10 protein-coding genes are annotated in these 13,219 nt (G+C 63.9%); 2 read left to right on the plus strand and 8 right to left on the minus strand.

The genetic code is table 11. The annotated features are described in order from the left end of the window. Nucleotides 1-4 precede the first annotated feature (4 nt). Together M1P90_RS10370 and M1P90_RS10375 are read left to right on the plus strand one after the other, a co-directional pair. Complete coding sequence (locus M1P90_RS10370) at nt 5-340, plus strand: hypothetical protein (protein ID WP_483702543.1); 336 nt, start codon at nt 5-7, stop codon at nt 338-340. A gap of 166 nt (nt 341-506) precedes the next feature. Then, a complete protein-coding gene (locus tag M1P90_RS10375; RefSeq protein ID WP_483702544.1) occupies nt 507-1,301 on the plus strand; it encodes a PQLLE family protein in 795 nt (264 codons plus the stop codon). 677 nt (nt 1,302-1,978) lie between these two features. Here M1P90_RS10375 and M1P90_RS10380 read toward each other — a convergent pair. From M1P90_RS10380 to M1P90_RS10415, 8 genes are all read right to left on the minus strand, one after another. Continuing rightward, nucleotides 1,979-3,457 carry a DUF7125 family protein gene (locus M1P90_RS10380; RefSeq protein WP_483702545.1) on the minus strand — a complete coding sequence of 493 codons (1,479 nt, stop codon included), beginning with the start codon at nt 3,455-3,457 and terminating at the stop codon, nt 1,979-1,981. A 68-nt stretch (nt 3,458-3,525) separates the two neighbouring features. After that, nucleotides 3,526-3,948: a response regulator gene (locus M1P90_RS10385; protein ID WP_483702546.1), complete on the minus strand. Its 423-nt coding sequence runs from the start codon at nt 3,946-3,948 to the stop codon at nt 3,526-3,528. A gap of 544 nt (nt 3,949-4,492) precedes the next feature. Then, the gene (locus tag M1P90_RS10390; RefSeq protein ID WP_483702547.1) at nt 4,493-5,824 is read right to left on the minus strand and encodes an SWIM zinc finger family protein; all 1,332 of its coding nucleotides are present in this window, start codon (nt 5,822-5,824) and stop codon (nt 4,493-4,495) included. Nucleotides 5,825-6,057: 233 nt separating this feature from the next. Then, nucleotides 6,058-7,140: a phosphodiester glycosidase family protein gene (locus tag M1P90_RS10395; protein WP_483702548.1), complete on the minus strand. Its 1,083-nt coding sequence runs from the start codon at nt 7,138-7,140 to the stop codon at nt 6,058-6,060. A gap of 411 nt (nt 7,141-7,551) precedes the next feature. Continuing rightward, nucleotides 7,552-8,280 (minus strand): FadR/GntR family transcriptional regulator, encoded by a 729-nt coding sequence (locus M1P90_RS10400; RefSeq protein WP_483702549.1) that lies wholly within the window; start codon nt 8,278-8,280, stop codon nt 7,552-7,554. A 268-nt stretch (nt 8,281-8,548) separates the two neighbouring features. Next, nucleotides 8,549-9,565 (minus strand): NAD-dependent epimerase/dehydratase family protein, encoded by a 1,017-nt coding sequence (locus M1P90_RS10405; RefSeq protein ID WP_483702550.1) that lies wholly within the window; start codon nt 9,563-9,565, stop codon nt 8,549-8,551. Between the two features lie 140 nt (nt 9,566-9,705). Further along, complete coding sequence (locus M1P90_RS10410) at nt 9,706-11,208, minus strand: hypothetical protein (protein ID WP_483698632.1); 1,503 nt, start codon at nt 11,206-11,208, stop codon at nt 9,706-9,708. Nucleotides 11,209-11,488: 280 nt separating this feature from the next. After that, nucleotides 11,489-13,087, minus strand: coding sequence for a glycoside hydrolase family 140 protein (locus tag M1P90_RS10415; protein WP_483702551.1), 1,599 nt, complete (start codon nt 13,085-13,087; stop codon nt 11,489-11,491). Between the last annotated feature and the right edge of the window lie 132 nt (nt 13,088-13,219).

Here is a 13,219-nt window from a genome sequence, read left to right on the forward strand (position 1 = left end):
TGGATTGGATACTGGTTATTGCTTGCGTACGGAGGAAGTCATTTCATCACAGCATGATATAAGCGGGGCTGTAAAAATGGTGCTGATCGGCCAGGCATCACCGACTATTCCGCCGACTCATCAGCCTGCCGCGCAAGTCAAGCAGCCTGATGTTTTCGGGCCAAAGATTCCGCCGCACGTGCCGCAGAATGGCAAGCCACTTCTTGATACGAGTTACGCGGTCGGCATTTTTTGCCTTCGGCAGAACAGCACTTTACGATTGAGGTGTGCCGATTTTGGCGCTCTGCGCCAAAATCGGCACACAAAAAATAAGCAATACCTTATAACCTGCAACCTGTAACTTTTAACCTGAAAACTCACACTCCGCCATCAAACGGTCGCCGTTCCGCTCCGTATTTGCACACAAGCGCGCTTCACTTTCCGCTGCGCGGCTACTATAATCGCTAGCACATTCTTGAACGTTGGGCACACTGGTGCTCAATCACCTAGCAAAGGAAGTAGTCTCTATGCAGCGCAACGGAAAGGCTTCTTCAACGACCAATGGCGCAGTGTTCAACGAGCCTCTGCCGCCCCGCATCACCCCGGCCACCCTGCTCGACAGCGACGCGCCCATGTCGTTCACGCTGCTCGACAGCGACGCGCCCGCGCCGCCCGCCGCCCCAGCCGACGAAGCCCCCACGCCCACGCTGCGCGCCAGCGCCTCGGCCCGGATCGAGGGCCAGCTCTTCGCCGCGCGCCTTGCCATCGAAACAGTGCTGGGCAACGCGGCCATGCAGGCGGCGCTGGCACAGTATGGCTACGACGCCGAGCGCATGCGGGCGGGCCGGGCGCTCTACGAGCGCGCGCTGGCGCTGTTCCAGCAACAGCAGGCTGGCCGCGGCGAGCGCTACGCCGCCGTCGATGCCCGCAATGCCGCCCAGGAGCAGGCCGAAGCGATGTTTGCGCGGCACCTGGCGGTTGCGCGGGTGGCGCTGCGCAAGGATCGCGGCGCGGCGCAGTCATTGGGGATGACATCGGCGCGCAAATATGACCAGGCCAGCTGGCTCGCGCAGGCGCAGCAGTTCTACGCCAACGCGCTGGGCAGCAGGGCAATTGCGCAGAAGCTCGCTCCGTTCGGCCTCACGTCGGCGCAGCTCAGCGAGCGGCAGAACCTGGTGGCGGCCGTTGCCGCGAAGCTCGTGGCCCAGCAGGAGGCGCGCGCCGATGCGCGGGCGCTCACCGAGCAGCGCAATGAGGCATTGGCGGCGCTGCGGGCCTGGATGCGCGATTTCCGGGCGATTGCGCGCGTTGCGCTTGGGTAGGATTTTCTTTTTCTTTGCGCGGGCGCGCCGGGGCCGGGGCGTATGCAATACGCCCCGGCGCGTTTCTTGTTGGGGCGGATCTGTGTGTTTTGGGCGGACCTATGTGTCCGCCCTGCTCAGTTTACTCGGGCCGCAAGCAGTGCCAGCTTCGAGCCAGTTTGCTCAGGCCGCAAGGCCGCCGGGGCTCGCGCCGCCCCGGCACCCGGCGTCGGGGCTATCGCCCCGAACCCCAAATTTGATGTCGGTATCACACGGAATATGATTGCGTCATGCCTCCGTTGTGCCATTATGCTGGCAGCAAATGAGAAAAGAAGTACACAACTAGAAAAGCCTGTACAGCTATTCTCGTCCGATGCCTTGCTCCTACCCACAACGGAGGCATGACACAGCAGCATTTCGTGAGTCGGCCACCTAAAATTCGGGGTCCAGGGGCGGAGCCCCGGCCGGGGAGTGCAGAGGGCCGCGGCCGGCCCTTTGCTGCGGGGCGCGGGGCCGCACAGGCCCCGACTGACTTTTGCACAGAGAAATGCCTTTGCCACGGGGCGCGGGGCCGCGCAGGCCCCGACTGACTTTTGCACAGAGAAATGCCTTTGCCACGGGGCCGCGCAGGCCCCGGCTAACTCTGTACAGAAAAAAACTTTGCTGCGGGGAACGGGGGCGCATAGCCACCGGCTACCCTACTTGGCGGGAGGCTCTGCCGCAGGCGCAACCCCACCACCCAGCTCCGCTCCACTGGCCAGCACTCCCGTATCGCTTTCTGCCGCAGGCATAATCCTTACTCCGCGGGCGTCCAGAACCAGCTCGCGCAGCGTGCGGTCGAAGAAGCTCAAGCGCATGCGCAACACCGCCAGCAAGCGCCGCAATTGCCCGCCGATCTCATATTGCTGGACGACAATCACATTATCGCCAAGCAGCGCCAGCGGTGTATTGGTGATATTCAGGCGCAGCCCTTCGAACGGCGAGATCTCCAGCAGAAACAGGCTTGTGATATTTGCGCCGTACACAATATCATTCAGTGCCCCGAGATAATCGCGTGTTCGCTCGCCCAGCTCGTGCAGCAGCACCGCCAGGTCGTCGATGATCAGGCGCTGCACCGGGCGCGCAGCAAGCTCGGCCAGCAGCACTGCCGCAACCTCATCGGGATTAAGATCCACAGACGACAGGCGCACCACACGAACACTTTCGTTCACAACTGCTGCAGACAGATCGAGGCCAAAGGCCGCCGCTTTGAGCTGCAATTGATCCAGATGCTCAGCAAAGGTCAGAAACAGCGTCACTGCATCGGGGCGGGCATCGGCCAGCGCCCAATACAGCCCCAGTGTTGTCTTTCCAACCCCTGGCGCGCCGGCGAGCACCGTCGTAGTGCCGACATTCAAGCCCCCCGAGAGCAGCTGGTCGAGTTCAGGCAGGCGAAATGGCGCGCGTTCGGTCGAGCGCGCTGGTGCGCTTGGCACCTCGTAGCCTTCGATACGTGGAAAAACCATAACACCATCCACGTCGATCCGATAGCTGTGCAAGCCAGGGCGCTGGCGTCGCCCACGAATTTTCACAACTTCCAGCAGGCGTTCGTGGCGCCGCCCGACCACGCCATAGTTCAAGCTCAGCACAATATCAGCCGCAGTCATCACCGAGTAAAACTGGCGGTCGCGCGCATTGCCCGCAAGCGTGATAATGATCGTCGTGTCGAGAAAGCGGATCTGTGTTGCCAAAGCCGCAAGCAGCTCCTGAGTCTGCATCGAGGGCGATTCAATATTCTGAAAACCATCGAGCAGCACAACCTTTGCAGCGGATGCGCGAATGGTTCGAGCAATCGCGGCTGCCGGGCTGGTATCTTCGTCCTTCAACTGGCTCGCGAGTGTAAACAGCTGGATGGTCGTGCCAATCTGCGAGTAGTCGAAGAAGTCGAGGGTGCGCAGATGCTGAATATATTGGGTCACGCCTTCCGAAAACGACGTAAAAATCAGCGACTGCAGCCCCTGGCTGGCGGCGTGGAAAATAACCTTGCTGGCCAGGATCGTCTTTCCTGCGCCGGGAGGCCCGATGACCACAACCAGCGCCGGGCGCACAAGCCCACCGTTTAAAATAGCATCTAAACCGGCAATGCCTGTGGGAAGAGCCGATTCGGCGGCGGGCATAGTTGGTATTTGCTTGGACATCTCACCATCCAAATAGTCGATGCGACAGAACACGGACAATTCAGGCTGCCCTACGGCAGGCAGGTTGATCAGGGCGATACAATGGTGCGCACCCGATCGATCAATTCCCAAATGGAAAACGGCTTTTCTACCACCAGGGAAAACAGCTCCAGGTCGTATTCAGGCAATACTGCCGACATCAGGACGACCGGAATGTGGCGCAACTGGGGATGCGCCATGATATGACGCACAAGTTCCACGCCCGTCAAACGTGGCATCATAAAATCTGTGAGCACAAGCGCCACAGGCGTGTGCTGGAGCAATGCCCAGGCTACCGCGCCATTAGGCGCGATGTGTACCAGGAAGCCTTCTTCTTCAAACACGCTTTTAAGAAAATCACGAATTTCTGGCTCGTCATCAACAACCAGCAGTGTGAGGCGCTGTGCTCGGCAGGGGTTGGTGCGGTCATCAGGATGCGGCCTTTCCCCATATGGTGGGAAGACTATGCGCATCACCCTCAACACCCCGACCTCTGCGCACATGCATAGAGCAGCGACAATCATACCATAGAAATGACTCGGCGTTCAGGTTGCGGCAGTGCTGATTTCAGGCCACTCTGCTCGGGCTGCAGGGCCGCTGGGGCTACCCGCCCCGAACCCCGTCCAGGGCTTTCGCCACACCCACTTCGTGGGTACCCGACCCCAAATTTGATACTGGTATCATTTGACCCGTTTGCCTCTCATGCCTCCGTTATGCCAGAAAGCCGGCAGCGAATCGATAAAAGTATTATTGTTTATGGAAGCATTCAAGCTGGCGCGCACGCTATCGCCCGATGCCTTGCCTGCATCCTCAACGGAGTCATGTCAACGGACGTCTCACAAGCCGGCCACGCTCTTTACGGGGTTCGGGGCAAGGCCCTGACTGGGGAGTGCAGAGGGCCGCGGTCGGCCCTTTGCCGCAGGGAACAGGGCCGCGCAGGCCCCGACAAACACGAGTAGAGAAAACGCGCTTTGCTGCGGAGCGCGAGGGCGTGCAGCCTTCACAGAGGCGCACTGCTTACAGCGCGTAGAACTCGCCGCCAGCCCACGCGCCCAGCGGCATCAGCGCCGCGCCATCCCACTCGCCGGCTACGCCCAACGGCGCGCCGCCGCTCAGCGCCAGCAGGTGCCAGCCCCGCAGAAAGCCGCGCGCCAGCGGCACAGCGTCGCCGGAAGGGTCGCGCAGCCACCAGCGCTCGCCATGCAACTCGGGAGTGGCGGCGGCCAGCACCAGCAGCGCGCGCTCCAGCCAGGGCTGGCGGGCCAGGGCGTCGGCGCAGGTGGCCAGAGCATCGGCGCAGGTGGCCGCGCCAGGGAAGCGCGCCAGCGCCGTTGGCGCGGCAAAACGCTCGCGCACAATTGCCCGCTGGGGCACCGCCGAAGAAAAGAACGCCAGCTCGGCGTCGTGCGCTGCGCCAGGAAGCAGGCTGCGGTCGAGCGGCTGGCTGAACATCGCAAAGCTGAGTATTAGCGCCGGCTGCGCGCTTGTTTCGCCCCACAGCCACGTGCGCTGCGTGCGCATGTTGTCTTCTTCCTCGACGCGCTGGCCCAGCACCAGCCAGCGGTCGCGCATACCCTCGGCGTCGGCAAGGTCGGTTTCGCGCTGCGGCCAGCCAATCGCCGTGCGAATGTCGGCCTGGGTGGGTTCGGGCAGTTCGGCCAGGCGCGGGTAGCTGGCGCACAGCAGGTGCAGGCGCCCGATCTGTGCCAGCATGCGATCTTGCCAACCAGCGCCGCTGGCCGTCAGCGCGCCCAGGTCGCGCACGCGGCGCGCCAGCCCCGGCGCCTGCGCATCGACCAGGCGGGCGGCCATGCCTTCCCAGAAGCTGTACGGCTGGCTCTGCGCCTCGGCCAGGCCGCGCCGCACGAGGTCGCGCAGCCAGCGATCAAGTTCTTCCACCCCACTGGCGACTTTGGTCTCGCGGGCGGCGGCGGTACGCGCCTGGCTGGCCGCGCGCCGGCTGGCGGCGGCTTCTTCGGCTTCGAGCGTGGGCGCGGGCGGGGGCGAAGCGGCTTTTTGCGCCTGCGCATCGCGGCGGGCCAGCCACTCGGCCACCCAGTCGGGTGGCGGGGTGGCGTCGAAGCGCTCGGGCGCGCGAGCCTGGAGCAACAGCAGGCCCAGGCAGTGCTTGCAGGGGATTTTGCGGCTTGGGCAGCTACAGCGAAACGCGGGGCCGCGCACATCAACCTGGGCGCGGTAGGGGTCGCGCGCGCTGCCCTGGCACTCGCCCCACACGGCCACGTCATTCGCGCCCAGCACGAGCCACTTGCGTGGGCTGGCCATGCCCTCGGCGGCTTTGGCGGCGCTGGCGTCGGGCGCAAGCGCGAGAATTTGCTCAGACGTTAGCATAGGTTTGAATGTTGAATGTTGAGTGTTGAGTTGGCAGGTTGCCGCCGGGCGTATCGCATACGCCTGTTGCAGGTTACAGGTTTGCAGGTTGCCGCCGGGGCGTATCGCATACGCCTGTTGCAGGTTACAGGTTGCCGCCGGGCGTATCGCATACGCCTGTTGCAGGTTACAGGTTGCCGCCGGGCGTATCGCATACGCCTGTTGCAGGTTGCAAGTTGCAGGTTTGAAGGTCGTCATTCCTGCACATATACCGCCAGCGCGTCGGGCACTTTGCGCGGGCTGCCGGGCTGGGCGGGCTGGCCACGCCACACCGCCTGCGTCGAGGTGTCGTCGTCGCCGCCGAGCGCGTCAGTACAGCCCATCGCCTTGAGCTGGCCCGCCAGCTCCACGCCAGTTGCGCCATACGAAGTAGCGAACACCACAAACGCGCCGCGCTCGTTCGTGCCCACGCCAACGGCGGTTTTCGGGTAGGTGCCGGTGTAAATCTTCTTGCGCCAGTCGAGCTGCACGAAATCTTCGGTCAGCGGGTTGAACGGCACGAACGTGTCGGTGGCATCGCTCACGGCGGGGTTAGCGACTTTGCCGGCCAGCAGGATCATCGGGCCGGCGCCATTCGCCTGCGCGCAGCCCTTGAGCGCCGCCGCGTCGAACAAGCCCAGGCGCGCACGGTTGTCGGGCGTGATGCACAGCGCCGCGCGGCCCGCGTTCACGCGGTGGGCAGTGCCGTTGATCACCACCGTGCCTTCGTCGGAGGTGCGCGCCGCGCCGTGGAAGCCAAATGCCATTGCCGCCAGCGGCGGCTTGCCATCGCGCAGCGCATAGGGCGCGGCCACCATCTCGGCTACGGTTGCCAGATGCTGCTTGCCATCCGTCCAGACCGTGTCGCCGGATGCGTCGCTGCCGGGCGTCGCGCCGTCGGCGTTCAGCACCTCGATATGCACGCGGGGATCGAGCTGAATGACGAAATAAACCAGCGTTGCGCCGCTCGGCAGCGTGCGCCGAAAGTGGCTTGCCAGCCCATCGGCCAACGTATCGACTTGCTGGCTCGCCGCGTTGTAGCGCTCCAAACCGACGGTCTGCGGCACCGCTTCGCCAACGATCCCGGCCGCAGCGGGCGCGTTATTCACCGGCGCAGCCACCGCGCTGATCACGGTCGCCACCTGCTTCACCTGAAAGGCGGCCTGCGCGCCAACCCAGTTTGTGAGCACAGTTTTTTGCGGCAGGAAAAACACAAAGCCCAGCACGCCGAGCGCAACAAGCGCGACCAGCAGCGGGCGCAGAAGGCTTCCTCGCGGGCGATAATCGTATGGATACATCGGCTCTCGGGTTGGTAGGGCCAGGGTGCGCAGCCGCGCACGCCCGCTAGTCTACCATAGAATGGGGCGTTTTCGCTATCGACAGTATAGCACATACGTTCGCATTATTCACATACGAACATGATGAATTGAGCCACAGAGCACCCTGAGACCACTGAGTACTCTGGAAAATAAATTTCCCTGCGCTCAGCTTCCAGGAAGCTCAAGCCAGTTTTCTTTCAATCTGATACTCAGATGAGCTTCTTGGAAGCTTGCCCGTTGTATGAAATAACGTATTTTCCAGAATACTGAGCATTGCTTTCAAAACTCAGTCTTGTCCGTCGCGTAATATCCTTCCCCGTCACAGTAACGCGCTCGGGTGCATTCAGGCTGCCATAATCTGTGGCATCTGTGTAATCTGTGGATGTTTGTTTAGCCGCCGATTTTGCTGAACCGCGCGCGCTGAAAGGTCTGCTCAGATTCCTGCAAATGATCCTGCATGGCCTTGCGCGCGCCGGCGCGGCTGCCGGCATGGATCTGCGTGAAGATCTTCTGGTGGTGCTCGTAGGCTCGGGCTGGCGTGTCGGGCAGGCGGATGCCGGTGCGGCGCACTTCAATCAGCATCTCGGAGATTGAGCTGAGCAGCACGGGATAGAGGGGGTTGTGCGTGGCGACGGCAATCGCCGCATGAAAGGCGACATCGGCCACCGCCCAGCGCTCGGGGTCGGCGGCGAACTGCGCCATTGCGTCGAGCTGCGCCTGCATGCGCGCCAGGTCGGCGTCGTCGCGGCGCTCGGCCGCCAGCCCGGCCAGCTCGACTTCCAGCAGGCGCCGCACTTCCTGCACGTGCGTGAAGGCAATGTCTTTGCCGCCCGCGCTGAGCATGATCGTCATCATCTCGGACACGAGCGCGGGGTCGGGCGAGCGCACCACCGTGCCGCCGCCGCGTCGCACTTCCAGCAGGCCCTTCGCCACCAGCGCGCGCACGGCCTCGCGCACCACGGTGCGGCTCACGCCCAGCAGCTCGCAGAGTTCGCGCTCGGGCGGCAGCTTCTCGCCCGGGCGAATGGCGTTGCTGAGCGCCATTTCCTGGAGTTGGGCGGCCACTTGATCGGAAAGCTTTTCGGTGCGCGTGGGCGGGCGAAATTGCGGGGTGCTCATGGCAGGCCTTTGCTGGAATGCTTGTTGCGGGCATTATATACCGATTGCGGATTGACGGCGGACGACCGAAAAATTTACCACGGAGGCACGGAGAAGGACGAAGGACGAAGGACGAAGGACGACGGTAATATTCACCGCAAAGGACGCGAAGAACGCGAAGATTGAAGGATTTACGATTTGCGATTTGCGATTGGGACGAACGTTCATCGTTCTGCGCTCTACGCTCTGCGCTCACCCTGCCAACTGCCGACTGTCACCTCTTACCCCGTCACCCGCCAATTTCCGCTGCCATACCCGCGCACAGGTGTTCCCACGCGGCGATCAGCCGGTCGCCGAGAGTGTCGCTGGCGGCGCTGGCGACCTTGCCGCGCTCGTCGAGCCAGCCGACCATGCGGCGCGCGCCCTCTTCCCAGCTAATCGTTGGCGCAAAGCCAAGGTCGCGCCGCGCCGCGCTCGTGTCGAAGATATTGTTGAACTGGAAGTTCTCGGCAATAATGCCGGCGCGGCGCGGCGCAAGCTGCGCCAGCAGCTCGGTGGGGATATGGACGAGTGTAGGCGGCGGCGCGCTCAGCGCGGCGGCGAAGCGCTGGTGGTACGAATCCCATGTCATCCAGTCTTCGCCGGGGGTGTGATACTGGCGGCCAAACGTGTGCGGCTGCCCAGCGGCGGCCACAAAAGCGCGTGCCACGTCGTCGCGGTGGCAGACTGCCCACAGTGAGCTGCCGTCGCCGTGGACGACGATAGGCCTGCCGCTGCGAATGCGGTCGACGTAGGCGGTGCCGCCGCCAAGCGGGTTCAACGGCAGGCTGCCCTCGCCATACGTGCACGCCGGGCGAATGATCGTCAGCGGGAAATCGCCGCGCTCGTGTGCCGCGCGCAGGGTTTGCTCGCACACGACTTTGTTGCGGCTGTAGGCGTTCAGGCCACCGTAGGGTTCATTTTCCACATATGGGTAGCGCGTCGCCGGCTTCTGGTAGACATCGACCGTACTGCAAAAAATGAAGTGGCCGGTGCGCCCGCGAAACGCCCGCGCCGCGCTGGCGGCATCCTCGGGCGCGTAGCCGATCATGTCGATCACGCAGTCGAAGGGCGGCTGCGCGGCAATCGCCTGCTCGAAGGCCGCGTAGTTGGTGCGGTCGCCGGTGAGCTGGCGCACCTCGGGCGGCACCGGGTAGCGGCTCTGCTGGGCGCGATTGTAGTGCGTCACCGTGTCGCCGCGCTCCAGCAACTGGTGCGTAATTGCGATGCTGATCAGGCCAGTGCCGCCGATGATCAGGATGTTCATAGTTGTTCCTTTCGCCTGCGGCGGTGCTTTTTGCCTGCCCTTCGACAGGCTCAGGAAGTTCGGCAGCAAGGTAGAAACGATCATTTTTGTGTGCGATTTTTGCGCTACGACATGGTTTGTAGGTACTTTACAGTTTGTGATTAGGCGGCCAGCGTCCACTCAGGCATCAGATGCGCTGGTGAATGCTCCGTGCTGGCTGGTGGATAGCCTAATGCCACCAGCCAGTCAGTCGGCGCATCGCGCATCCCGCTCAGATGCAGCGGGCTCTGACCTTTATGCTTCCCACGAGTAAACACACGATGGTTGTGCCAAACTGCCAGCAACGCCAGCATACCGTTTGTCAGCCTTCGCCGCACCGCCAGATGTGGGCGCAGGATGCTATGCCACCGCTCCACCGCGCTCGAAACCTGCACCGCCTCCTGCCAGGCTGTCAGCAGCACTCGCGCCGCCGCACGCCAGTCCACTGGCACCGCCGCTATCACCTCCGCATCGGTCCACGCCAATTCCTTCCGCCTCAGCCAAGCCCATCCCAGCAGCGCTTGCCGCTCGGCTGCCAGCACTCCACTCAGCTCCTGCTGCACCTGCTGCACCTGGGCACCAAAACTCAGCAGCTTTGGCATTTGCCTCCGAATGCGGCGCGCCAGGCGCCCCAGTTCGGCCTGCTGCTCTCCCGCGCTGCTTTCTGCCAATTCGTCCAACAAGCTCAGCAGCGCGTCCAGTTCGTCTTGCCGCTCGGCCAAGCTCAGCAACCGCTTGCGCCCGACCACCACCACCGCCAGCAATCGATGCAACTCGTCGGTCAAATAGGCCAGCGCAGCGACACCATCGGTCGCTGCCGCCAATTCCTGGCTGTGGCTCTCAAGCGTGCGCTTGGTCGGCCGACCGCGCTGACGTGTCCCAAGCTCGAGGCAGGCAGCTTGGCGCTCAACTGCCGCTGTACGCGCGTGCATCTGGCTCAGGCGGCGCTGCAGGCGAGCCTGCACCAGCGAGCAGGCTTGGAACAGATGCCAGTGGTCGAGTTGCACCAGCACATCGGGCGTGACGTGCTGGCAGGCACTGTGCATGGGTGCGCCATCGTCCATCACAACCCGCTCCCATCGCAGGCCACGCTCCTGCAAGCTCCACAACAGCAAGGTCCAACTCTCGGTATCGACCGCCAGCGGTCCTTCAGAGGCCCAAACTGCGCCGCTGTGCACATCGACCACGTTCAGATAGGCGGCTCGACCGTGAGCGGGAAAGATTTCGTCGAGCGCCAAGGCGCGAGTGGAAGAAGGAAGGTGCGTGTGCATCCAGGTCAGAGCGCGCTGCTGAGCCTGGTGCAGGACTGCGACGATGGTGGGCAAACTGAGGCCCTGTCCGAGCAATTCCTGGGTCGCGGCTTGAATGCCACGCTGAGAGGCATGCGCGATCCACAGCGTCAGAATGTGGCGAGCGCTGGAGCGGGCAGGCGCGTGAGCAGACGGCGGCGAAAAGGCAGCCGTGATGGCGCGTCGGGCGTGCTCGCGCCAAGCATACAAGGTCGGGCGCGAGACGTGATGTATGCGGCTGAGGCGTGTCACGATACCATACTCGCCTTGATGTGCCAGCAGCAGCGCTGCGGATTGTGCACGCATCTCGGGCGTGCTAGGATGTGTGCGACCCATTGGGTTCTCCCTAGTGATTGGTTGTGGTTGGCCCTTCAACCATACCACTAGGGAGTTTGTCTGTCAGCAGGCAGGGAAAGACTGTAAAGCTGGCTTGGTCTGCCTGAAACCATGTCTACGCGCAGAAAATCGCACACAAAGGGAAAATGCGTGTTGAGTAGATTTTCGCGCATAGCGCGAAAACCTGCATAAGCCATGACGTTCGCGCAAGTCAGGATAATTGCGCACTGCCAACTGCCAACTGGCTTCTGCCCCTGCCTCCTGCCAACTGCCCGACTGCCTACCCCAGCACCAGCACCCAGTCGCCATTGGCGGGCGGGGCGAAGACCACGCGTTCGGGCGGGCCGTCGCCGCTGGCGGGCGCATACGCGCCACTGCGCGGGTCGAACCAGCGCGCGGGCAGGCCAGTTTGCAGGCTGCGCGTGTCGAGCGCGAGCGGCTGCGCAACGGGCGTATAGAGCAGCGCGAGGTCGCCTGCGGGAGTGCGCGCCGCCGCCACAAAGGCCGCGTCGTCGGTGTCGCCGGGCTGCGCCGCCAGCAGCTCGGGCGCGGGCCACAAGCGCGGCCAGTCGAGCGCGCCAAACAGCGCCGCAAGGTGCGCGACCTGCTCGGCGGCGGGCAGGTGCAGTGCTTCGCGCCAGGGTTTCGGCACGCCCGTGGCCGGGTGCGCTACCGGCGTGGTGCTGCCGTCGTCCCAGCCCCACACCCCGTGGCCGCCATAGGTCACGCCGGCGGGCGGCGCGATCAGCAGGCTCCAGTACATGGCGCGCCGCACCTTGTGGGCCGAAAGGCGCTCGCCGCTCTGGTAGGCGATATGGTCTTCGTAGGGCGGCTCAAGATTGATCAGCGGGCGCGGCGGGTCGCGCCGCCATTCCTGCGCGGGCGGGCCATCCCAGATCCAGCGTAGTGTCGCATTGTCGTCGCCGTGGCCGCTCTGGTAGGTGATGACGTCGAGCCAGGGTTCGGCGCGAAATTCGTCGGCGGGGATATTCATGCCCGAGGGGTGCAGCAGCACCGGCGCGTGCGGGCGCTCGCCAAACACAGCCCGCCCGATCCGCCGCCAGCGCTCGGCGCGCTCGCCACGGTAGTCGCCATCGCCGTTCAAAATCCACGCGACGTGCTGCGCGCCCCAGCGCGCGACCATATAGCGCGCCAGCAGAATCGCCTGGTCTTCGGGCAGCGACACGCCAGGGTTGATGTTCCAAATTCCTGGCTCAGTCCATGTCGCGGCCCACAGCATCACCGGCACGGCCAGCAAGCCGGCGCGGTTGGCCGCGTCCAGCCGGGCGTCGAGCCGCTGGAAGAAGGCCGGGTTGATCGCAATGCGCTCGTTGCCGCTGTAGGCAGGCTGGCCGTCGAGGTCGCCATCGGGCGAGGCGATCCACTGCGTCACAACAACCTGCGTGGCGGTGAAGCCCTGCGCCGTGCGGGCCTGTAGATAGTGCTCCCATTCTTCGGCGGTTGAGCGCAGCGCGCCATTCCAGGCCGTGTCGGCCAGCCACAGGAAGGGCGTGCCGTCGGCGTGCGCGAGGTGGCGGCTGCCGGGCTGGGCGCGCACCGGGCCGTGCTGCGCGAAGCGGCTCGCGTCATCCGCAGGCTCGCACAGAAACGCGCCGGTTTGCGCATGCAAGCCCGTGTCCTCAGCCGCCGAGCACTGTGTGGTGAACGACCACATTCCCGGCTCGCTGGGCATGAAGCGCACACGCCATGTCGTGCCGCCGTCCCAAAATCCATCCACCTGCTGCTCCGCGCCCGACGGCTCGCGAAAGGTCGCCGTCAGCGCGACATCCTGCGCCGGGCTGGCGTAGTTGCCCGCGCTCGCGAACGCCTGCTCGAAGCGCCCCCATAGTGGCACGCGCGTTTCCACATCGTTGTGCATGGCTCAATTTCCTCCCTATGAGTGCTATGAAACATCATACCAATTCCTGAAACGATGTCAAGCAGGAGAAGCGCGAGGTGCATGAGGTTTTAGGGTCTGGGGTTTTGGGATTAAGTATGCAACGGACAACAT

The organism is Kouleothrix sp. 19917 (assembly GCF_057073505.1).